This is a genomic window from Arundinibacter roseus (genome assembly GCF_004348825.1).
Taxonomy (GTDB): domain Bacteria; phylum Bacteroidota; class Bacteroidia; order Cytophagales; family Spirosomataceae; genus Arundinibacter; species Arundinibacter roseus.
In genome coordinates this window covers 89,236-112,007 of sequence record NZ_SMJU01000002.1, presented here as the reverse complement: position 1 = coordinate 112,007, position 22,772 = coordinate 89,236, and the positions used below count along the sequence as shown (strand labels likewise).

General features: G+C 49.0%; 13 protein-coding genes. 11 read left to right on the top strand and 2 right to left on the bottom strand.

The genetic code is table 11. The annotated features are described in order from the left end of the window. Window positions 1-10 precede the first annotated feature (10 nt). The 4 genes from EZE20_RS02980 to EZE20_RS02965 all read left to right on the top strand — a co-directional run bounded on the left by EZE20_RS02980 (window position 11) and on the right by EZE20_RS02965 (window position 8,222). Entirely contained in the window at window positions 11-1,513 is a 1,503-nt protein-coding gene (locus EZE20_RS02980) for a RagB/SusD family nutrient uptake outer membrane protein (protein ID WP_132114356.1), read from the top strand. Between the two features lie 81 nt (window positions 1,514-1,594). Next, window positions 1,595-3,082: an arylsulfatase gene (locus EZE20_RS02975; protein WP_132114354.1), complete on the top strand. Its 1,488-nt coding sequence runs from the start codon at window positions 1,595-1,597 to the stop codon at window positions 3,080-3,082. A gap of 101 nt (window positions 3,083-3,183) precedes the next feature. After that, the gene (locus tag EZE20_RS02970) at window positions 3,184-4,599 is read left to right on the top strand and encodes an arylsulfatase (protein ID WP_132114352.1); all 1,416 of its coding nucleotides are present in this window, start codon (window positions 3,184-3,186) and stop codon (window positions 4,597-4,599) included. A gap of 449 nt (window positions 4,600-5,048) precedes the next feature. Further along, the gene (locus tag EZE20_RS02965) at window positions 5,049-8,222 is read left to right on the top strand and encodes a PVC-type heme-binding CxxCH protein (RefSeq protein ID WP_132114350.1); all 3,174 of its coding nucleotides are present in this window, start codon (window positions 5,049-5,051) and stop codon (window positions 8,220-8,222) included. A 72-nt stretch (window positions 8,223-8,294) separates the two neighbouring features. Here the strand turns inward: EZE20_RS02965 and EZE20_RS02960 are convergent, their stop codons facing one another. Beyond that, the gene (locus tag EZE20_RS02960; RefSeq protein WP_132114348.1) at window positions 8,295-9,704 is read right to left on the bottom strand and encodes a Gfo/Idh/MocA family oxidoreductase; all 1,410 of its coding nucleotides are present in this window, start codon (window positions 9,702-9,704) and stop codon (window positions 8,295-8,297) included. A 605-nt stretch (window positions 9,705-10,309) separates the two neighbouring features. Here EZE20_RS02960 and EZE20_RS02955 point away from each other — a divergent pair. From EZE20_RS02955 to EZE20_RS02930, 6 genes are all read left to right on the top strand, one after another. Next, window positions 10,310-10,972, top strand: a complete 663-nt coding sequence (locus EZE20_RS02955) for an RNA polymerase sigma-70 factor (RefSeq protein ID WP_132114346.1) — start codon at window positions 10,310-10,312, stop codon at window positions 10,970-10,972. Between the two features lie 25 nt (window positions 10,973-10,997). Beyond that, a complete protein-coding gene (locus tag EZE20_RS02950; protein WP_132114344.1) occupies window positions 10,998-12,002 on the top strand; it encodes a FecR family protein in 1,005 nt (334 codons plus the stop codon). 21 nt (window positions 12,003-12,023) lie between these two features. After that, window positions 12,024-15,530, top strand: coding sequence for a SusC/RagA family TonB-linked outer membrane protein (locus EZE20_RS02945; protein WP_132114342.1), 3,507 nt, complete (start codon window positions 12,024-12,026; stop codon window positions 15,528-15,530). A 39-nt stretch (window positions 15,531-15,569) separates the two neighbouring features. Further along, complete coding sequence (locus EZE20_RS02940; protein WP_132114340.1) at window positions 15,570-17,048, top strand: RagB/SusD family nutrient uptake outer membrane protein; 1,479 nt, start codon at window positions 15,570-15,572, stop codon at window positions 17,046-17,048. A 129-nt stretch (window positions 17,049-17,177) separates the two neighbouring features. After that, the gene (locus EZE20_RS02935; protein WP_132114338.1) at window positions 17,178-18,632 is read left to right on the top strand and encodes a sulfatase family protein; all 1,455 of its coding nucleotides are present in this window, start codon (window positions 17,178-17,180) and stop codon (window positions 18,630-18,632) included. A gap of 70 nt (window positions 18,633-18,702) precedes the next feature. After that, a complete protein-coding gene (locus EZE20_RS02930) occupies window positions 18,703-20,091 on the top strand; it encodes a sulfatase family protein (RefSeq protein ID WP_132114336.1) in 1,389 nt (462 codons plus the stop codon). 645 nt (window positions 20,092-20,736) lie between these two features. Here EZE20_RS02930 and EZE20_RS02925 read toward each other — a convergent pair. Continuing rightward, window positions 20,737-21,717 carry a helix-turn-helix transcriptional regulator gene (locus EZE20_RS02925; protein WP_132114334.1) on the bottom strand — a complete coding sequence of 327 codons (981 nt, stop codon included), beginning with the start codon at window positions 21,715-21,717 and terminating at the stop codon, window positions 20,737-20,739. A 156-nt stretch (window positions 21,718-21,873) separates the two neighbouring features. Between EZE20_RS02925 and cas6 the strand changes: the two genes are divergently transcribed. Next, window positions 21,874-22,695, top strand: a complete 822-nt coding sequence (gene cas6, locus EZE20_RS02920) for a CRISPR-associated endoribonuclease Cas6 (protein WP_165933396.1) — start codon at window positions 21,874-21,876, stop codon at window positions 22,693-22,695. Window positions 22,696-22,772: the final 77 nt, after the last annotated feature.

Sequence of the window (22,772 nt, the reverse complement as noted above, 5' to 3'; positions counted from 1 at the left end):
GAACCTACTCATGAAAAAATACAGCCTACTCCTGCTCAGCTTTCTATTGAACGCATGCAGCCAATCCATTCTTGATGTAAACCCCACCGATCGTTTTACCGATCAGACGTTCTGGCAAACCGAAGAACATGCCGTAGCGGGTCTCAATGCCATTTATAACTCGCTGTTTGGCGGTTCACTGCACGGCGGCCAAATTATGGGTGAGCTCGAAGCCGCTACGCCCAATGCCTACGCCTACCAAAGTGCAACCGGCAACATTGCCCGGGGCATTCATGATGCAAGCAACACACCGATTATCAATACCCGGTGGAATCAGGCCTACGCTGGCATTGGCCGGGCCAATACGCTGCTCGAACGAATTCCGGCCATTCAGATGTCCGAAACAAACAAAAAGCGATACATCGGGGAGGCAAAATTCCTGCGCGCCTTGTACTATTTTGACCTGTGGTCGGTATATGGCGGTGTTCCGGTCATCGTGTCAGCGCCCGATGCTGAGCAGGGAACGCTTCCCCGGAATTCTGCCGATGAAGTGTTGGCTCAGATCCTGAAAGACCTTGACGAAGCAGCGGCAGACCTCCCAAAAACGTATAGCGGCAATGACCGGGGACGAGCCACTTCGGGTGCAGCGCTGGCCCTTAAAGCCCGCACCTTACTTTACGCCAGCCGCTGGGCCGAAGCAGCGGCAGCGGCCAAAAGTGTGATGGACGCCAAAACGTACACGCTTTTTCCCGATTTCAGGGGGCTTTTTATGCAGGAAAACGAAGGTAATACGGAGGTAATTTTTGATGTTCAGTACAAAAACCCTGAATATGTACATGGCAACGACATCAATTATGATCAGTTCAATGGCTTTGCTCCTGTGCTGGATCTTGTCAATGATTTTTATATGATTGATGGTAAACCGATTACAAGTTCGCCACTATATAACCCTGCAAAGCCCTACGAAAACCGCGACCCCCGGCTCAATGCTACCATCATGACTGTGGGAAGTATGTTTAAAGGCAGACCGGTAATTGCCACTACCTATCCCCAAACGGGCTTTGGTCTTAAAAAAGGCACTACCTATAAAGACAACGAAGCCCCTCCAGCGGGAAAAGTGGATAATATTTCGGATCTAAATAATATTGTGCTGCGCTATGGGGAAGTACTCCTCAACTACGCCGAAGCCCAAAACGAGGCCACCGGCCCCGACGCTTCTGTTTACGAAGCGCTGAATCTCCTTCGGGCGCGGGCGGGTATGCCTGCCTTTCCGGCCGGATTGTCCAAGGATCAAATGCGCCAGGAAATACGCCACGAACGGCGCATCGAAACGGCGGGCGAAGGTTTGTATTATTTTGACATCCGACGCTGGCGAATCGCTGAGGTGGTCATGAACAGCGAGGCAAAAAACTGGCTGGGAAATCGGGTAGATACCCGAACCTTCGACCCCGCACGGGACTATCTGTGGCCAATTCCAACGACTGCCACGCAACTCAATCAGAATTTGACGCAAAATCCGGGGTATAATCAGTGATTCGTTGTGTATACCAGGAAGAGCCGCTCATGAGATTATACACAGGAAGGGCTTTTCCCGATAAACAATTTCTTTTTTCTGATGATCCAATTTTGCAGCTTTCTGATTCTTCTTTTTTACACATTAACTACTGGCCTTTGGGGCTTTGACTGGTTTACTAATCAGGCAAAGCCCCACCGCCCCAACGTGGTCTACATCTTTGCCGACGACCTCGGCTATGCGGAACTGGGCGCATACGGTCAAAAGAAAATTCGCACGCCCCACCTTGATCTACTGGCCAAAGAAGGGATCAAATTTACGAATTACTATACCGGCACGCCTGTTTGTGCGCCTTCACGCTGCCAACTCATGACGGGCCTGCACGCGGGACATTCGTACATTCGGGGCAATTTTGAACTAGGTGGCTTCCCTGACTCCACCGAACGGGGACAAATGCCCCTGCCCGAAAATACGCTCACGCTCGGTAAAATTTTCCAGGAGGCGGGCTACAAAACGGCCTGCATCGGGAAGTGGGGACTGGGCATGGGTTATAGCTCGGGAAGTCCCAACAAGCAGGGATTCGACTATTTTTATGGCTACTATGACCAAAAGCAATCCCACAACTACTACCCTACACATCTCTGGGAAAACGGACAGTGGGACACGCTCCAAAATCCGGTCATGGACGTTCATCGTCGGCTCAACGCCGAAACTGCTACGGAGGCGGACTTCGCTTACTTCAAAGGCAAGGATTTCGCCATTGATAAAATGGCCGAAAAAGCGTTGAATTTCATCCGGCAGAACAAAGAAAAACCGTTCTTTTTGTACCTGCCGTTTACCATACCGCACGTATCGCTGCAAGCACCGGATGCGGCCGTAGCGGAGTATAAAGGGCAATTTGAGGAAACGCCTTACTATGGCCAAAATGGCTATGCTTCTACACCCTACCCGCGAGCTACCTACGCAGCGATGATCACGTACATGGATAAAAAAATCGGGGAAGTGATGGCACTGCTCAAAGAACAGGGACTGGACGAAAACACGCTGGTTATTTTTACATCCGACAATGGAACTACCTTCAATGGAGGCGTTGACGCCGCTTTTTTTGAAAGTGTTGGTGCCTTTCGAGGGTTAAAAATGGACGTGTACGAAGGCGGCATCCGAATGCCGATGCTGGCCCGATGGCCGGGAAAAATCGCTCCCGGGAGCGTCACCGACCACGTGGGTGCACACTATGATGTACTGGCCACTATGGTCGATTTACTCCAAAAGAAGCCGGTACCTGGCGACGGGATTTCGTTTTTACCAACGCTGCTGGGACGTAAAAATCAGAAAAAACACGAATTTCTTTACTGGGAATACCCCGAAAAAGGCGGTCAGGTGGCTGTGCGGCTGGGAAAATGGAAAGGTGTGAAAGTTGATATGAAGAAAAATCAGCAAGCAGCCTGGGAACTTTATGACCTGGAAAAAGACGCTTCTGAAACAGCTAACCTTGCCGCTCAACATCCAGAAATCATCAATCGTATGGATCAGATTGTCCAAACGGAGCACCGCCCTTCGCATGTGTCGGCCTGGGAATTTGTGAGGTAGTCGGGGTTTTTAATTTTCTAATCAACCATTTTTACAATACTATTCCTAAACTCTTATTCTAAAATAAATCGTTCTATTTCAGCCACTTAAAGTAAAAGAAAATGACTTTTAACAAGCAAAAAAAAATCCTGCTGCTACTGAGCGTCCCGTTGAGCCTTTGCGGCTTCATGATGAGTACACAGGTTTCAACTCCGGCGGCAGAAAAACCGAATATCATTTTTATCCTCGCAGATGACCTCGGGTATGGCGATTTGGGAGCCTATGGACAGAAAAAAATCAAAACGCCAAATCTGGACAAAATGGCCGCCAACGGCATGAAATTCACCGATTTTTATACCGGGAATACCGTTTGCGCACCGTCACGCTGTGCGCTCATGACGGGTAAGCACATGGGACATGCCTACATCCGCGGCAATGGCGAGATTCCGCTGCGGGCCGAAGATGTCATCATTGCTCAAAAACTCAAAACGGCAGGCTACCGCACCGGCATGTTTGGCAAGTGGGGCCTCGGCGTAGCCGGTACACCCGGCGCCCCCAACCTCAAAGGCTGGGATAGCTATTTTGGACTGACGCATCATGTGGATGCGCATTTCCAACAGCCCGATACGCTTTGGCAAATCAAAAATAAAGCGCTGGTTCCGGTGCCCAATCCTGCCAAAGCTTTTGCCAATGAGCTTTTTACGCAGCATGCTTTAACATTTATGCAGGAAAAATCGGAACAACCGTTTTTTATGTACCTGGCTTTTACGATTCCTCATGCGGAGCTGCGGGGGCCACAACGCGTACTGAATGCTTACATGGATGGGTCCGGGAAAAGCGTTTTTGCCCCCGAAAAACCCTGGAAAGACGGGCAGCACTATGGAGGACAGCCCAATCCGAAAGCTGCGTACGCAGGTTTGGTTACTGCCGTAGACGATTATGTAGGGCTGGTTTTGATGAAACTTGAAGAAATGGGGATGGCCGAAAATACCATCGTGATGTTTGCGAGCGACAATGGCACCCACCTGGAAGGTGGCCGCAACTTACAGGACGTAGAATTTTTTGCCAGTAGCGGTCCTTTGAAGGGCGTGAAACGGGATATGTACGACGGCGGCATCCGGACGCCATTTCTGGTGCAGTGGAAAAGTAAAATTGCTCCCGCCAGCACGACCAATCACGTCGGTGCGTTTTGGGATGTAGCCGCAACGGCCTACGAATTGGCCGGACTGCCTGCCACAAAAGATACCGATGGAGTTTCGTTTGTACCTACTCTGCTACAAAAAAATCAGCCCAAACATGAGTACCTGTACTGGGAATTTTACGAGCGGGGTTTTGATCAGGCCGTTCGCATGGGCGACTGGAAAGCCGTAAAGCGTAGCCAAAATGGAGGCAAAATTGAGCTTTATAACATGAAAACCGATATTCAGGAAAGCAAAGACGTCGCAGCGGCCAACCCGGCAGTTGTTTCAAAAATGGAAAATGTCCTGAAAGAAGCGCACGTCAAATCTGAAATTTTTCCTTTAGCAAAAAAGAAGTAAGGAAAAATTAATTTACATATTTCTATTCTTCAAAACCACCTGCGGTTTCTCATTTAGGGAAAGTTCGGGTGGTTTTATTTTCTTGTAAAAATCAGGCATATTTGGGACTTTAAGGCTTTTTTTAGTCCATTGTAATAATACAGCAGGTACCTCCAAATGCTCCGTAGGAGCTAACTGTTTATAGTTGATGCCAATTATTCTATTTCGCTAGCTCCGTTAGGAGCGTACCGTGTAGGCCCCTATACATGGCTTAAATTCTTGAATTTTTTGAACCTATAAACACCAATATATTTTTATTCATATCTTCAAATCCATCAAAAAAACTACTGCTTGCCATGCATTCCAACCTACTTTTGGGGTATAAATTTCCGAAAAACTTCTTTTTACTTTCGTAATTTACAAGTCATTTGAATTAAGCAGTTTACCCTATAAAATTCAGTACAAACACTATGTCTAAACCCGTCAAAAGAGGCCTTGGAGGATTGCTCGGCCTTTTCGCAGTTGTATTTCTGCTATTTAGTGCCTTTAATCTTGTAGAAACCGAAACGCTGAAAATCGAGCAAGGCTCCCGTATTTTTATGGTAGGCGGAAACCTCGGTTCTCGTATGCTGAATTACGATCATTTCGAAACTGAAATGCAGATACGCTACCCTGATAATCAACTTTTTATCAGAAACATGTGCGATCCCGGCGACACGCCCGGATTCCGTCCCCGCTCGGCCCGTAATACACCCTGGGCTTTTCCGGGTGCCGAAAATTTCCAGACAGAACTTGCCAATCCTTCCGCAAGCGAAGGTTTTTTTCCTAGTGACGACGAATGGCTCACCACCCTGAAAGCTGATATTGTCATCGGTTTTTTTGGTTTTAGTGAATCCTTTGAAGGCCCCGCCGGAGTGGAGAATTTCAAAGCCGAACTGGATGCCTTTGTTAAACATTCAAAGGCACAGCGCTACAATGGCAAATCTGCCCCCCAACTGGCGTTGGTCTCGCCGATTGCCTACGAGGATATTTCTGACAAAGTAGATGTGCCCAATGGCAAGAAAGAAAATATCAACCTGGCGCTTTACACAAAAGCCATGAAAGAGGTAGCCGACAAAAACAACGTGCTGTTTGTCGATGCGTTTACGCCTTCTCAAAAATGGTATGCCGAAAACGATGAGCCCCTGACAATTGACGGAACGCAGTTGACCGATAAAGGCTACGAAATTTTTGGTGCTTTTCTGGCAGATCAGCTTTTTGGCAAAGAGCGACCAAAATCGGGCGTAAACCGGACTGCTGTGCATGAGGCAGTGCAGGAGAAAAACTGGTTTTGGCAAAATGACTATAAAATCCCCAACGGAGTACACGCCTGGGGCCGTCGGTTCAATCCGTTTGGGCCGGATAACTATCCCGCAGAAATTGAGAAAATCCGGCAAATGACCGCCAACCGCGATACGTTGGTGTGGGTCACGGCCTGCAACTGCGAAAATCAGAGCTTTAACCTGGCAGCGGCAGATCAGCGCACCCGGGATTTACCATCGGTAAAGACAAATTATAACCCCGAAGCTAACGGCAGCCTCACGTACCTGTACGGCAAAGAGGCACTTGCCAAACTGCAAACACCCCCGGGCTACAAGATTGACCTTTTTGCCTCAGAAAAGGAATTTCCCGATTTGGCCAATCCGGTACAAATGACCTTCGACAACAAGGGCCGCCTGTGGGTCGTAACCATGCCTTCCTATCCGCACTATAAACCGGGTGATTCAAAACCCAACGACAAGATTATCATCTTTGAAGACACCAACAACGATGGCAAAGCCGATAAGCAAACCATTTTTAAGGATGGCCTGCACGTTCCCGTTGGGTTTGAGATAACGCCCGAAGGCGTGTATGTTTCGCAGGGAACAAATCTGATGCTGTATACCGACACCAACGGAGACGACAAAGCGGATAAAGAGGTGATTATCATGAGCGGATTTGATGACCACGATACGCACCACGAAATCAGTGCGTACGTAGCCGATCCGTCCGGTGCCATTTATATGGGTGAAGGCGTGTTTTTGCACACCAACGTAGAAACTTCGTACGGAACCGTCCGGGCTACCAACGGCGGGTTTTACCGCTATGCACCGCAGCTTCACAAGCTCGAACGCGTAGCGCAATTGCCGATTCCCAATCCCTGGGGAATTGCCTTTGATGAATGGGGACAGCAGATTTTTGCCGAAACCTCCGGCCCGGACGTGCGGTGGATGCTGCCCGGCAGCGTAAAACCTATGTACGGTGAATCCATGGACAAATCGAAGCAACTGATTGAAGATAAGCACCGGGTACGGCCTACGTCGGGTCTGGAATTTGTGTCGAGCCGTCACTTTCCTGACGACGTGCAGGGCTCCTTCCTGATCAACAATACCATTGGATTTTTGGGCATGAAAATGCATACGCTGAAAGATGACGGCACGGGTTATAAGAGCAATTTTGTGATGGATCTTGTCAAAGGTGAAGACCGCAACTTCCGGCCCGTGGACATGGAGTTTGCACCCGATGGCTCGCTGTATTTTATTGACTGGCACAACGTTCTGATTGGTCACATGCAGCACAACGCCCGCGACCCCCTGCGTGACCACGTGCATGGTCGTATTTATCGGATTACGTACCCTTCCCGCCCGCTCGTGACGCCCGCCAAAGTTGACGGCGCAACCGTGGAGCAGCTGCTGGAAAACCTGAAATTGCCCGAATATCGCACCCGCTACCGGACCCAACGCGAACTCCGTGGACGTAAAGCAAGCGAAGTACTACCCAAAATCACCAAATGGGTAGCCGGTCTCGACAAGAAAGATCCCCGCTACGAACACCACGTCCTGGAAGCGATGTGGGCTACCTGGGGACTAAACAAAGTAGATCAGAAACTGCTCAACCAAATGCTTACGGCCAAAGATTACCACGCCCGGGCGGCAGCCGTACGGGTGGTTCGGTATACGGGACATCAGCTGCCCAATCAGGCAGCGTTGCTGGCTCAGGCGGCAAAAGATCCGCATGGTCGGGTGCGGCTGGAAGCAGTTGTAGCGGCTTCGTGGCTTGAAAAAGACAAAGGGCTGGCGATTTTGGCCGAAGCTAAAAAAATGCCCATCGACGATTGGATGGAAAAAGCCTACGAAACCACCGAAGCCCACCTGAATGGGGAGTTTGTGCAAAAGAAAAAAGAGTTTGTAGCCAAAACTACCCTCACGGGCAATGAATTGGAACTCTTCAAGACCGGAAAAGAAATTTATGCCCGCGACGGCTTCTGCAATACCTGTCATCAGCCCGATGGTCAGGGACTTACAGCTTCGGGTTTCCCGCCGCTTGCCGGCACCAAGTGGGTGACGGGCAACGAAGAACGCCTGATAAAAATCGTGCTGAAAGGATTGATGGGACCGATGACCGTCAACGGAAAAGAGTATTCGGGGCAAGTGCCGATGACGCCTTTCGGGGGTATGCTCAACGATCAGGAAGTCGCTGCCGTGCTTACCTATGTACGTAATTCCTTTGGCAACAAAGCCTCAGCGATTACACCCGAAAAAGTAAAACAGGTACGGGCCAAAACCAGTAAAGACGGAATGTTTTATAATCCCGAGAAATTACTGAAAGAATATCCCATGGAATAGTAGAGAGGGTATATTACGTCTCTATATTTACGTGGTAGCTACGCAAAATTTTGCGTAGCTACCACGTTTTTTTTACAACAAATAGTACTCTTCCCAACCCTTGCGCGGGGTGGCGCCTTCTAATAGGAAATTAGCCAAAGGATTATTGGTAATGCGCTGCGTTTCACGGTCAAACAGCAGTTTTGTATTGAGGCGTTGTGCCAGTACGCCTAATGAAAATACCTGACTGAGCGGTCCGGCGATGTCAAAAGAAGAGCGGCATTTTTCTTCTCCTTTGCAGCCTTTCAGAAAATTGGCAAAGTGGTTGGATGGACTCGCCAGCACTTCGGGCAGTTTGGACGCCATATCTTTGGCTTTATCCGCCGGAATTATGGAGAGCGTACTTCCGTGCGAGCCGCCTTTGAAGGTCAGGTCTTTGCCATAAATAATTTTTCCGGGATTCAGCTTGGCCGGTTGCATGGTACCGTTGCTTGGCGGTGGAATGTTGGGGTCAAGCTCCGAAACGCCGTAGCCGGCCGGAACCGCCGGGATATTGGTGAGGCCGTCGAACCATTTGATTTCCAGCGGCGGCATGTTTCCACGCTCCGGAAACTTGAACGAAAGCGTGGTGGACATCGGGAAGAAAAATGGGTTGTGACTTTCCAGATAGACCGGATCAATTTCGTAGGGCAATCCCAGGTTCAGAAACTGATGCGCCGTGTCGATGATGTGCGCGCCCCAATCGCCCAAAGTGCCCATTCCGAAGTCGTACCAACAGCGCCACTGTCCGTTTACAAAATCTTTCTGGTAGTCGTGCGGCTGCGCCGTCATGAGCCATAGGTCCCAGTCCAGCGTATCGGGAATCGGTTGTTTGGCGGGGTAGCTCGTCATTTTCGGGTCCCAGTCATGCCAGCGGCGGCGGCTGTTCATGTGGGCTGTAATGGACGTTACGTCTTTGATAATTCCGGCTTCTGTCCAGGCTTTGAACTGAAAATAATTGGCATCCGAGTGGCCCTGATTACCCATTTGGGTAGCGACCTTGTATTTTTCTGCCCCTTTCATCATCAGCTCCACTTCCTTAAATGTGCGGGCCATGGGCTTTTCTACGTACACATGTTTGCCCAGCGACATCGCCAGCATGGTAATGGGAAAGTGCGAAAAATCGGGCGTACCAACACTTACGGCCTCGATTTTACTTCCCATTTTATCAAACATTTCCCGAAAATCCTGAAAACGCGGAACGTCCGGGAATTGCTTCAAAACCGCTTGTGTGTGCGGAGCGCCCATGTCTACGTCGCAAAACGCAACGATATTCGCCAGTCCGGTGGCGTGCAGCGCACGTGTAATTTCGCCGCCCCGGTTGCCAATTCCGATACATGCCAGATTCACCTTGTCCCTGGGAGCTACGTGTCCCAGGGATTTACCCAACACACGCGACGGCACTACCGACACGCCCGCGGCGGCGCCAAGTGCGCCCATTTTTACAAAATTTCTCCTATTCATTTTTTATTGATTTTTTCCTTTACCTAATCATGTGACGACAAAAGGACGATATGCACCTCACTATAATGGCATTAATGCAAAGAGATAAATTTACAAAGTAGTACTCTATCCCAAAATGAATCTAATTGAACATGGATACAGTCCATTGAAAAAGCATTGTAGAGACATTTCATGACGGGCGGGCCTGTTTGTAAGATATTCATAGATTGAATAAACAGCAGCTCTGTCAGGAACGTACAAACTGCCTTCTGCCAATGGGCCGCTCCTGACGGAGCTAGCGCATTTTTGGCGTCAACATCTCTACAAACAGGCCGCCTCGCTGAGGCTATTTTATGAAAATTTAGTATCCTGTGTTTTGTGGGAAAAACAGGTGGCCTATTGTTGCGATTCTAAGCCTCACGAGGTTACAGGTGGATTGATTTATTTACCGAATGATCATTGAATTTCCGATTAATACAAACTCCAAAACAGCTGCTATTTTTTATTTTCAATCTTTTTCCTCTCGGCACTAAGTAATTAGCCTCTCTAAATCGTCTCTCATTAAAAGACCTGAAATAATACTATTCATGTATTTTATTTTCATTTTTAAATAAAGAGGTAGAAAAATGCCGAAGAAATCCTACCAACCGTTGAATGAAAGCGTATTTCAAAAAATACGGGAGCCGCTTTTGGATCAGCGAAAAAATGATTCGGAAGAGACGGACTTATCTGAATCCATGATCCGAAAAGCGTTTCAGGCTAATCCCAACGATGGCATTTTGTGTCTGTTTCATTGCTATCATGCTTTGCTGTGCAGCCACGCCGTAAGGTTCGTTTCGTCACGAGCAATTGCGGAGGATATCGTTTCCGATATTTTTTATGAATTCCATTCCCGCGATTTGTATCAAACCATCACTATTTCGTTTCGCGCCTACCTGTTTACCGCCGTTCGCAACCGGGCTTTTGACTATGTCCGTCGGGAAATGCAGCGCAGCAACTCCCTGGAACACGCGTCACACGTCACTATTCAGCCGGGGCAGGAGCCTGATTCGATTACGCAGTACGAAGATCTCTATCACGACGTAGAAAGCGCCATTGATTCAATGCCCATCAAAAGGCGGCAGATTTACATCATGCACCGATTTGATGGCCGAAAAAGTCAGGAAATTGCCGCCGAATTAGGTATTTCAGTACGTACCGTTGAGGCGCATCTGTACCAGGCGTTACGGCAAATTAAGAATCAACTGAGTGCCAAATGGTTTATGCTCCTTCTGTTTTTTCTGGATTAGTTTCTTCCACTTTCACTGAACTTCCATGCAATCATCCATCACATACGAACAACTCTATCAATACTTCTCGGGACATTCCAGCAGTTTTCAAAAAAAACAAATTGAAGAATGGGCGAAAGACGAAAAAAACCTGGAAATGTTTTACCATGCCTTAGCCAACTGGGAGAAAAACAACCTGCAATACTACGCCGATCCGTTGGTGGCCATTGGCCGTCATCAGGAGCGAATGGCGCGTACTTTGCCAGAAGAGACTGAGTATCTGGCCTATCCGGAATCAGCTCGGCGGCGATTTCCCGTTCGTTGGCTGACTGCCGCTTCGGTTGCGCTTTTTTTGCTGGCGGCGGGCTGGATGTACCAAAGCATTTTGAAATATAAAACCTTCGCAACCGAGTACGGCCAAACGCTTTCGCTGAGCCTGCCGGACGGCAGTCAGGTGACATTGAATGCCAATTCTACCTTAAAAATACCTCGTTTTGGATTCGATAATGAGTCAAGAACCGTCTTTCTGGAAGGTGAAGCGCAGTTTCAGGTGACTCACACCCCACAGGATAAACGATTTATTGTAAAAACGCCCACCTCGCTCGATGTGATTGTGCTGGGGACAAATTTTACCGTTCTGGCACGAAGCCGGGCGACCCGGGTAGCGCTCAACAGCGGAAAGGTACAGCTGCTGTCGCACTTGAAAGACCGTCGTTCGGAGGAAAAATTTATGGAACCCGGTCAGGTAGCGACCCTGGACCCGGAAGGACATATCGACATCAAACGTATAGCCACCATCGAAGATCTTTCTGCCTGGAAAGACCATCGCTTCGTGTTTTCGGCAACGCCGCTTTCCGAAATTGCTTTGATGCTCGACGAGGTTTTTGGCGTGAAAGTCATTATCCCCGAACAGCAGGTAGCCCAAATGACCGTTTCGGGCTCATTTACGGCTCACTCGGCTGAGGAACTTATTCAAACACTTTCGGAAGCTTCTACGCTAACCTATCAAAAAGAAAAGCGGAAAATAATACTTCAATCCAAAGTTAACTGATCATCCTAAACCCATAAGTATATGAAAAATCGAGTACTACTATTTTTACTGGTGACCCTGGTGCTGGGCTATTTTCCTCGATTTGCTCAATCGCAGGTATTTGCCCGAAACCAAAAGAGCGCTCCCCTGGGCAGGTCGGCGCCAACGGTAGCCAAAAAGCAATTGACCACAATTCTGAACGAGTTGAAGGAATTTTACGGAGTTGATATTCTGTACTTTGATACCGTGGTTCGGAATCTGGAAGCAACTACGGATCAGGTCGATACCCGGCAAAAACTCGAAAAAAATCTGGATGCCGTTTTGCGGCCTCATGGGTTGCGGTTCAAAAAAACCAAGTCGGGTGCTTACCTCGTCATCACCAAAGAAGAACCCCGGCAAACACCCCGTGAAGAATCCATTACCAACCCCATACGCGAACAATCTTCTGTTCCAACCGGAAAAGAAGAACTGACAAACCCAACGGAAAGCGCAAAAACCGTGGCTCCCCGCCGGCTCGTCAATGGCACCGTCCGCGACGAAACGGGCGGCGGACTTCCGGGCGTCAGCGTGGTGATCAAAGGCACCACGCGTGGCACCACTTCCGATTCGGAAGGCGCTTTTGAACTCGATGTACCCAACGATTCGGATATTCTGGTTTTTAGTTTTGTGGGGTATAAATGTCAGGAAATACTCGTAGGCACACGCTCCATACTGTCCGTGGTCATGGTGCCCGAAAGCAAAGCGCTCAACGAAGTAGTGGTGGTGGGCTATGGCACTCAAAAAGCCAAAGACCTGACCGGAGCTGTTTCTACGATCAATCAGGATTTGGTGAAAGATTGGCCGGTAGCTACGCTCGATCAAAAAATGATCGGGCAGGTAGCGGGGGTACAAATCACGCAGCCGTCCGGCTCTCCGGGCGGCGGTACTTCCATTCGGATCAGGGGCAGTGGCTCGCTGGGAGCGGGCAATGAGCCTTTGTACGTAGTAGACGGCATGCCTTACTCAGCAGGTTTGAACCAAAACCTCAACCCGCTCATGCTGATTAACCCCAATGATATTGAATCGATTACGGTTTTGAAAGATGCTTCTTCGACGGCCATTTACGGCTCGCGGGGAGCCAATGGAGTTATTTTAATTAATACTAAAAAAGGCACGTTCAATCGTACGCAAGTGCAGTTTTCGACCATGATGGGCGTGCAGCAGGTGCCCCAAAAAGGGCGTCCGAACATGATGAATCAGCGTGATTTTGCTGACTATCAGCGCAATAAAATCGACATTGCGGTGCGCAGAGCCGAAAACCGTGCTTCTACCCTCGACGACTACCCGGTAGAATACCGCAATCTGGATCAATTGCAGGGCGACGGCACCGATTGGTATGATCTGCTGCTGCGCGATGCCGCCATTCGCGACTACAACGTAAGCGTACAAAAAGGCTCGGAAGATTCGAGGATGGATTTTAGTCTGGGTTATTTTAAACAGGATGGCGTGCTGAAATATACCGGTGTGGAGCGGTATAGCAGCAAACTGAGCATGGAAACGAACCTCGGTCGTGCCGTAACGGCGGGTGCCACGATTCAGCCAACGTTTATTAAACAAAATAGAACCAACACCAACTCCAACCGGGAAGACGTCATTGGCGTGGCTACCTGGGCCAATCCGCTCACAACGCCCTATGATGCCAACGGAGAATTGGTACCCTACGTACGCTCTCCCCAAAGTAAATATCACTCCGCGTGGAGCTTTGCAAACCCGCTTTTTGTGCTGCGGGAAACGAGCCAAACCCAGGAACAATTTCAAAACCTGGGTTCGGCCTACCTGCAATGGGACATTCTGCCGGGGCTGACGGCCAAAACGTCATTAAATACTATTTGGTCAACCTCAAAATTTTCGAGCTTTACCCCAAGTACCGTCGGCGGCTCCAACCGTCCGCCGGTTGCCGGAACGGGTATGTCGTCCAACTCACGAGCCGAAAATTTTAACTGGCTCATTGAAAATACCATTACCTACAACAAAGCCTTTGGCAATCACCGGATCAACGTATTGGGTGGCTACACCACACAGAAAAGTACCGGCAACAGCATCAGCCTCAACGCCAGTCCGTACTCCAACGACCTCATCGAAACCATCAACGCCGCACAGGCGATCAGCACCTGGGATCAGAACGTAAACGAATGGAGCATTATATCGTATTTGGGAAGGATCAACTATAACTTTCAGGATAAATACCTGCTGACGGCCACCATCCGTTCCGACGGATCTTCACGCTTTGGCGCCAACAACCGCTACGCAACTTTCCCGTCCATTGCGGGCGCATGGCGGGTGTCAAAAGAACGTTTTCTGGCAAACAGCAAGGCAATAAGTTCGCTCAAGCTTCGGGCAAGCTACGGCACAAGCGGAAACAACAACATCGGAAATTACTCCCATTTGGCATCCATTAACGCCAACTCCTATGTATTTGCCAACAACCTCGTCACGGCTTCGTTTGTGGGCTTGTCCAACCCTTTTCTAACCTGGGAAGAATCCAGCCAAATTGACGCCGGTATTGACCTGGAATTGTTCAAAAGCAACCTCCTGCTGACGGTAGATTTCTATAACCGCAAAAGCCAGAACATGCTCCTGAACGATATTATTCCGGCAATCACAGGATTCAATTCTCAGATTGTGAACAAAGGAAATGTTCGCAACCGGGGTCTTGAAATTTCGCTGGGAGGCAGTCCGCTCGTGCGGGCCGTGCGCTGGGATATTAACGCAAATATTGCGTTCAACCGCAACACCGTTCTTTCGCTGAATGATAACAGCGACCGGATTTTGTCGGGGAATAACGATGGCAATCCGACCCACATCAGCGTGGTAGGCAAGCCCATCGGGCAGTTTTTTGGTTTCATTAACGACGGAGTGTATAGCGCTGCCGATATCGCAAACCCGGATATTGTCAAAACTCCGCAGGTGTACGAAGGCAACCCCAAATACCGGGATACCAACGGCGACGGCATCGTGAGCGACCTTCTGGATTACGCCATTATCGGTAACCCACAACCCAACTTCATTTTTGGCTTGTCCAATAATTTTTCCTACAAACGTTTTACGCTGGGAGTCATCATCAACGGGCAGCAGGGCGGACAGGTCATGAACGGCCTACGGCAGTCGGTGGATAACTTACAGGGCTTTTTTAACGTGCGTCAGGAGTGGGTAAATCGATGGAGAAGCTCAGACAACCCCGGCGATGGCATGCTTTCGGGCGTGCCCAAACTCACTCCAAGCTGGGGCCACCGCGTCAATACGCTATGGGTAGAAGATGCTTCCTTTCTCCGGATCGCCAACCTCAATTTCGGGTATTCCATTCCTGAAACACTGTTGAAAAAAACCGGATTTATCAGCAGTTGCCGCATCTACGCCACGGTCCAAAACCTGGCGATGTTTACGAACTACGAAGGCGCAAATCCCGAAGCTCAGTCGCGCAACATTGACAATACGCTCTCGCCGGGTTTTGATATGTCGTCGTACCCGCTTTCACGGACTTCCTCCATCGGAATCAATGTTTCGTTTTGATGAAAATTTTTAAGCTATCTATCTCTAAATGAAATTATAATGAAAAAAATAGCCAGTATTTTACTCATCTGTCTGATGACGTCCTGCTCCAACGATTTCCTGGAACTGTATCCCGAAGACTCCCTGAATGAAGGCAACTTTTATAAATCCGAGGTAGAATTTATTCTCCTGGCCAACGGCTGCTACCTGCCCATGCGCGACTACGAAAAAAACCAGCATTGGGTACTTGCCGAACTCAGCTCGGACAATGGTACACAGCAAAACAACATCCGTACCGGCGAAGCCTCCCGCGGAGTAATTGATCAGTTTATTCTGGGCTCAGACAACGCCGCCTACCGCGACTTCTGGAATCTTTCCTACCGGGGCATCACCCGCTGCAACAAGCTGCTCAGTGAACTGGACCGGGAGGGTGTGACTTTCTCGAAGCAATCGTACAAAGATCGCTGTGCCGGCGAAGCACGTTTTCTGCGGGCCCTTTACTACTTCAACCTCGTCAGACAGTTTGGCGGAGTGCCGCTGGTAGATAAACCCATCACTTCGCAGGAAGCGGTGAACATTCAACGGGCCACCGAGGACGAGATTTACGCACTGATTATTAAAGATTTACAGGAAGCCGTTACGCATTTTTCCAAAGCCTCGGACGTGGAAGAAGCCGGCCGCGCCAACCAATGGGCGGCTCAGGGTATGCTGGGAAAAGTATACCTGACCCGCAAGCAATTTACCGAAGCACAGCAAGCCCTTTCGGCGGTCATTTCGGCGGGGAAGTATCAGCTGCTACCCTCCTATGCAGATTTGTTTGATCCTTCTAAAAAAGATTACAAAGAGACCATTTTCGCCATTCAGTATTCAGAAAGCAGCGCCGAAGTGGCCAATCAGTTTATCTTTTTGTTTGCACCGCACACCTCCGGCGGCGCTGTTACGAAGCGGCCCAACATCAACATTGTGGGTGCAGGCTGGAATCAGCCAACGGATGATCTGATCAATGCCTTTGAGCCCGGCGATACCCGCAAAGATGTGGCGATTGGCTACTGGACCGGCCTTGACTGGGACAATCAGGTACGGCCAATACCCTACTGCGCCAAGTACAAGCCACCACTAACAGCCCCCGACAACCGTGCGGGCGACAACCTGCCCGTGCTGCGCTACGCCGATGTGCTGCTGATGTATGCCGAAGTGCTCAACGAGCAGGGAAAAGCAAGTGAAGCACTTCCCTATGTGCAACTGGTTCGCAACCGCGCCGGACTTACTTCACCGCTTTCGGGGCTGTCTAAGACTGAGCTGCAAGACCTCATTGCCAACGAACGACGCGTGGAGTTGTGTTTTGAAAATCACCGTTGGTACGATCTGAAACGTACCGGAAAGGCCATCGAAGTGATGACCGCCCACGGACAGCGCGAAATTGCCAAAAAACCGTATCTGTACGATGGTGCCTATACGCTCACACCGAATAAGCTGCTGGCGCCCATTCCGAACAATGAAATCCTGGTAAACAAACTGACCCAAAATCCCGGATATTAGGTTGGCCTGGCTTTTGTCTTTTTATGAAAGCCAAACCTCACAAAAACATAGCAAACACCTGACGCTGAGTGGAAATAAGATCGATTCTTTAATCAATTTCTGCTCAGCGTTCTTTTAAAATTATTTCTCATGAAGAATTTATCACAGAGATTATTTTGTACAATACTTTTCGTAGCTGGCCTTGTAACCAACGGCTTTGCGCAGGACAAAAAACCCAACATTGTGTACGTACTGGTAGATCAGTGGCGGTCGCAGGCGATGGGTTTTTTGGGAGATAAAAACGCCCACACCCCTACCCTCGACCGCCTCAGGAAAGAAAGTATGCACGTACGAAATGCGGTTTCGGGCATGCCTGTTTGTTCGCCGCACCGGGCTTCGCTGCTTACCGGACAATATCCGCTGACGCACGGAGTCTTCATGAACGACGTGCTGTTGGGCATCGACCGGATCACGCTACCCAAAGTTTTTAACCAAAACGGCTACACCACGGGCTACATTGGTAAATGGCACCTCGACGGCCACGGGCGCAATAGCTACATTCCGCCGACCCGGCAGCAGGGATTTGGCTACTGGAAAGCGCTGGAATGCACCCACGATTACAACAACTCGGCCTACTACGCCGGCGACTCGGATGTGAAACTGAAATGGCCGGGCTATGATGTCATTGCCCAAACTGACGACGCCATCACGTACATTAAAGATCAGGCGACAAAGGAAAAGCCTTTTGTGCTGTTTATTTCCATGGGTGCCCCACACGATCCGTATCAGACGGCTCCTGAAAAATACAAAAAGATGTTTGAGAATAAACCGATGATTCTCAATCCGAATATTCCCGAAGCCAACCGCGAAAAAGCAACCCGCGACCTGAGAGGCTACTACGCCCACATGGCTGCCATTGACGAGTCGGTGGACAAGCTCTGGCAAACGCTGAAAGATACAGGGATTGAGGAAAACACGATTCTGGTTTTTACCTCCGACCACGGCGATCTGCTGGGTGCACATGGATTCTGGAACAAACAACAACCTTACGAGGAAAGTATTCGGGTACCATTTCTATTGCATTATCCTAAACTATTTGGAAAAAACACGCAGTGGAAATCAGACGTTCTGCTCAATACGCCCGACATCATGCCTACGCTCCTGGGCATGTGTAAGCTGCCAATTCCGGCGTCGGTTGAGGGTATTGATTATTCGGACGTTTTGCGGGAATTTAAGAAAAATACTGTCGAATACACGCTGATTTCCTGCGTTCAGCCTTTTGGTCAATGGGCCCGAAAAATGGGCGGCAAAGAATACCGGGGCGTGGTGTCGAAGCGCTATACCTACGCCCGCGACCTGAAAGGTCCGTGGGTACTTTTTGACAATCAGGAAGATCCGTATCAACTCAATAATCTGGTGGGAAAGCCTGAGTTTGCAAAATTACAGGCCACGATGGAAAAAGCGCTTGTACGTGAGTTGAAGAAACGGAAGGATGCTTTTAAGCCCGGATTAGAGTATGTAAAGCAGTGGAAGTACCTTATTGATGAAACCGAAACCGTGCCTTACCGTACGGTAAATTACGAAGGTAAACCCATTTTGGAATGAAGTCGCCGCTGCTGTTTACACCGCCGACGAAGTTAATAGAATAGAGTTAAGCCATTTTTATTTTTTACCCATGATACGTACCCTGATCGTTTCCTTTTTTGTGGTAGTAATAAGTACAGGTTTTTATCTGACCCAGAAAACCGCACCACCCGCCAAACCCAACATTATTTATCTGCTTACGGACGACCAACGAGCTGATGCTTTGGGAATTATGGGAAATCCATTGATTAAAACCCCTAACCTCGATCAGCTGGCAAGGCAGGGTACACTTTTCAAAAATGCCTACGTCACTACGTCCATTTGCTGCGTGAGCCGGGCCACAATGCTGAGCGGACAATATATGTCGCGGCACGGGATTGAAGATTTTAACACGAGTTTTAAACCCGAAGCCCTGGCCCAAACCTATCCGATGCTGCTCAAAAAAGCGGGCTACCGCATTGGTTTTGTGGGGAAATATGGCGTGGGCGCTCCCAAAGATCAGCCACAAAGCGCCTTTGATTTCTGGGCCTGCACCAACAAAAGTCAGCCGGACTACGAGATGAAGGACGAAAACGGAAACGATATTCACAATACGGATCAGGTCAACAAAGACATCCTGAAATTTATTGACGGCTCTACGGATCAGCCTTTTTGCCTGTCGGTGAGTTTTAAGGCTCCACACGTGCAGGACAACGACCCCCGGCAGTTCATTATTCAGCCTCGCTACAAACCGATGTATGCGGCGGATTCTATCGCGGAGTCGCCCAAGGCAGACCCAAAATACTGGAATTCGTTCCCGGATTTTTTCCGTACCGAACAGAACATCGCCCGTGAACGCTGGCACCTGCGGTTTGAAAACAACCGGATGTATCAGGAAAGCGTCCGCAATTACTACCGCCTGATTAGCGGCGTAGATGAAGTAGTAGGAAATCTGGTGAAGAAATTAGAAGAAAAAGGATTGGCCGACAACACGGTCATTATTTTCATGGGCGACAATGGTTTTTACCTGGGCGAGTACGGCCTCGCCGGAAAATGGTACGGCCACGAGGAGTCGATTCGCGTGCCGCTGATTGTGTATGATCCCCGAAATGCTAAAATTAAGGGCAAGAAAGAAGAAAACATTGCGCTCAATATCGACATTGCGCCAACCATTTTGCAGCTTGCCGGGTTGGAAATCCCCGCTCAGATGCAGGGAATTGACCTGGTGAAGGAAGTAAGTGCACCAAAAAAGTCCAAGGCCAACCGGCAGGAGTTTTTTTATGAACACACGTTCATGGGCAGCCCCAAAATCCCGAAAGTAGAAGGCATTGTACAGCCACCCTTTAAGTACATGACTTACACGGAACACGGCTACGAGGAATTATTTGACCTGAAAAAAGATCCTTCTGAAACCAAAAATGTAGTGGCCGATCCTGCCTACAAAACCCGGCTCGCCACTATGCGGACCAAATATGCGGCCTGGAAACAGCAGGTGCAGTAAATTATAACTGCTAGCTACTGGTTAACAGCCACAATAGATAAGTAATCAAGCAGAATTAGATTATATTTTTAAAATATGATCTCTCAAATGCTCCGCAGGAGCATTCCATGCCGGGCTAACGGTTTGTAGCCAATTTGTTGATAATGAGTATAACTAGCTCCGTTAAGAGCGAATCATCAGCAGCCCCCACGGGCCGCTCCTAACGGAGCTCATGAGAGATAAATGGACATTATTCTACTAACGGTAAGCCTCTACGAGGCATAAGTAGTACTAGTATTCAAGAGATGCCCATTAAAAAATTATACTCTAAACTAAGTTTGCTTAATTACTTATACAAAATCTTTATTTATAGACATTTATACCACAAATCTCCTTAAATAAAGCCTATCAAACAGGAGTTTTTCCGAAACACCCAAAAATGCTCCGGAGGAGCTGCCTGTTTGTAGCCAGTCATCCAGAATATTCATCCTTTTGAGCTCCCCTGGGAGCGACCCCTTTGCAGCGTGTGGGGGAGCTCATCAGGATTGAGGAGAAACCACAGCTATTGCAAACAGAACGCACCATATACATGCGTGCAAAAAAGTTGTGTACGTGTGACATGCAACGCTATTTGAACTGTTTCGCACAACCAAAAACTATTGGCAGTTATGTTTCGTACTGATTCAATGCCCGCTGCAAATACTCCACTACTTTCTGCCGCAAAGATTCCGGCGAAACTACCCGAATCTGATTTCCCCAGCGCACGAGCTCCATCACAAGCTCTTTGTTGATACTAATGCGCGGAAACCGAATCCTGAATTCTTTGGGTGTGTCCATCAGAATATCGTCGGGCTGAAACGCAAAAAAAGGCTGTGATTTAAAGAACCGTCCGTGACCGGGAGTCATGGATAAAACAACTTCTTCGGGCTGCTGATCATAGACCGCAATGCCAAGCGTGTAGGCAAAATACTGCGAGGCATCAAAATCAGGCTCATCAAAAAATGCCCCGGTCGATTGAAGGCTGTTGGCCACGATGCGATCCAGCCCAAAAATCCGCAAACTGTGTCGTTTGGGACAGTGTCCCAACACATACCATCGGTTGCGGTACTCTTTTATGAGATAGGGATGCAGGTCGTAGCGCTCGGCCTGCGCCTGATCGTGCTTTTGGTAGTCAAACTCGACGACCTGCTGCTGAACGATGCAGTGGAGCAGCGGCTCAATGAGCTCAATATTTTGGAAATACGGCACCGATTCAAACTGAATGCGCTGAGCCTGTGGAGAAGGCCGCACCCGAAACCGCACCGCACTTTCAATTTTATCGACGGTTCCGCGCAGCTCGGCAAAAAGCGGCAGGTCTTTAAACTGTGCCAAAGCAGCTACGGCCGTTTCGAGCGTTTGCACGTCCCGGTCGTTGAGAGCAACTGAGGCCATCAGATCAAATTGTGAGGCGTAGTAAAAACCTTTGGTGCGGCGACAATACTGAATGGGTGCCTGAAACTCCTCTCGCATCAGCGCGAGGTCTTCTTTGAAAGTCCGTTCGGACACGGAGGTTAGCCGGAGCAGTTCGGCTTTGGGAACAGGACGCCCGCCCCATTGGTTGAGGCGTTCGTTGAGCCTTTTCAGGCGATCGTACTGAGGGGTTGTCATTTTTTTTTAGAAAAGTTTATTCCGTGCAAGTGGATTGCACGGGAGGGTGTGAACTTTGACGTGTCAAAATAAGAATAATATTTTAAAAATAAGGCACAAATTAATTGTACTTATCTTGTAAAAACTGTAACTATGCTCCCGACAAATCCATACTCTATGCGCTTTAAACTTTACCTCCGCCCCCTTCGTGACCGTCAGCCCTTGCTCTTCAACTATCAGTATCCCCTGCAAAGCTGGCTCTACGGGCTTTTACGGCAGGCCGACGAAGCCTACGCTACCTTTTTGCATCAGACCGGATACAGCCCGGCACAAAGCACCAAGAGTTTTAAACATTTTACCTTCTCATCGCTGCACATTCCCCGCATGGATCGGATTCGTCCGGGCGATACGTATATGACTATCCGTTCAGAAATCTGTACAGTCGTACTATCCTTTTATGTAGAAGAAGCCGCCGAACATTTCATTGTTGGATTGTTTCAGGATCAGCGGCTGAGCTTGTACAACCACGAACATCAGGCAGATTTTGTAGTAGAGCGCGTTGAAACGTTACCCACAGATACTACATGGATGGGTACAACTACGGCTACCTTTCGGACACTGTCGCCGATGATAGTGGCCGACAAGCACAATGGCCTGGATCAATACCTGCGCCCTGACGACGAGGCCTTTGCCGGACTTTTTGCCCTGAATCTGGTAGACAAATACCGCTCAATAGCCCCCAACGCCCTGCCCGAAATGGACGCTCACCTGGCCGAACGCCTGGTCAGGTTCAGGCTATTGACGGAGCCCGAGCGGCTGAAAGTCCGCAAAATGAAGGTAAAGGAAAATAAGGACGCCGAAACAAAGGTAGTAGGCTACCACAACTTTCAGTTTGAACTCACGGCCCCCGCCGAACTGCTGGAAGTGGGGTATCTGGGTGGGTTTGGGCGGTTTTCTTCTATGGGAAATGGGTGCTGTGAGGTGATGGGGAGTGGGTGAAACCGAGACTATTGACTAAATGATCTCTTTTATTTTTACTTAAAATTTCCAACCCAAATGAAAATTCACTTGCTGTT

What these genes read in the sequence shown, in the direction of transcription:
- EZE20_RS02935 (WP_132114338.1), top strand. Translation starts at nt 17,178, where the DNA reads ATGAAGAATTTATCACAGAGATTATTTTGTACAATACTTTTCGTAGCT.
- EZE20_RS02925 (WP_132114334.1), bottom strand. Translation starts at nt 21,717, where the DNA reads ATGACAACCCCTCAGTACGATCGCCTGAAAAGGCTCAACGAACGCCTC.
- EZE20_RS02970 (WP_132114352.1), top strand. Translation starts at nt 3,184, where the DNA reads ATGACTTTTAACAAGCAAAAAAAAATCCTGCTGCTACTGAGCGTCCCG.
- EZE20_RS02955 (WP_132114346.1), top strand. Translation starts at nt 10,310, where the DNA reads ATGCCGAAGAAATCCTACCAACCGTTGAATGAAAGCGTATTTCAAAAA.
- EZE20_RS02940 (WP_132114340.1), top strand. Translation starts at nt 15,570, where the DNA reads ATGAAAAAAATAGCCAGTATTTTACTCATCTGTCTGATGACGTCCTGC.
- EZE20_RS02945 (WP_132114342.1), top strand. Translation starts at nt 12,024, where the DNA reads ATGAAAAATCGAGTACTACTATTTTTACTGGTGACCCTGGTGCTGGGC.
- EZE20_RS02950 (WP_132114344.1), top strand. Translation starts at nt 10,998, where the DNA reads ATGCAATCATCCATCACATACGAACAACTCTATCAATACTTCTCGGGA.
- EZE20_RS02965 (WP_132114350.1), top strand. Translation starts at nt 5,049, where the DNA reads ATGTCTAAACCCGTCAAAAGAGGCCTTGGAGGATTGCTCGGCCTTTTC.
- EZE20_RS02975 (WP_132114354.1), top strand. Translation starts at nt 1,595, where the DNA reads ATGATCCAATTTTGCAGCTTTCTGATTCTTCTTTTTTACACATTAACT.
- EZE20_RS02930 (WP_132114336.1), top strand. Translation starts at nt 18,703, where the DNA reads ATGATACGTACCCTGATCGTTTCCTTTTTTGTGGTAGTAATAAGTACA.
- cas6 (WP_165933396.1), top strand. Translation starts at nt 21,874, where the DNA reads ATGCGCTTTAAACTTTACCTCCGCCCCCTTCGTGACCGTCAGCCCTTG.
- EZE20_RS02980 (WP_132114356.1), top strand. Translation starts at nt 11, where the DNA reads ATGAAAAAATACAGCCTACTCCTGCTCAGCTTTCTATTGAACGCATGC.
- EZE20_RS02960 (WP_132114348.1), bottom strand. Translation starts at nt 9,704, where the DNA reads ATGAATAGGAGAAATTTTGTAAAAATGGGCGCACTTGGCGCCGCCGCG.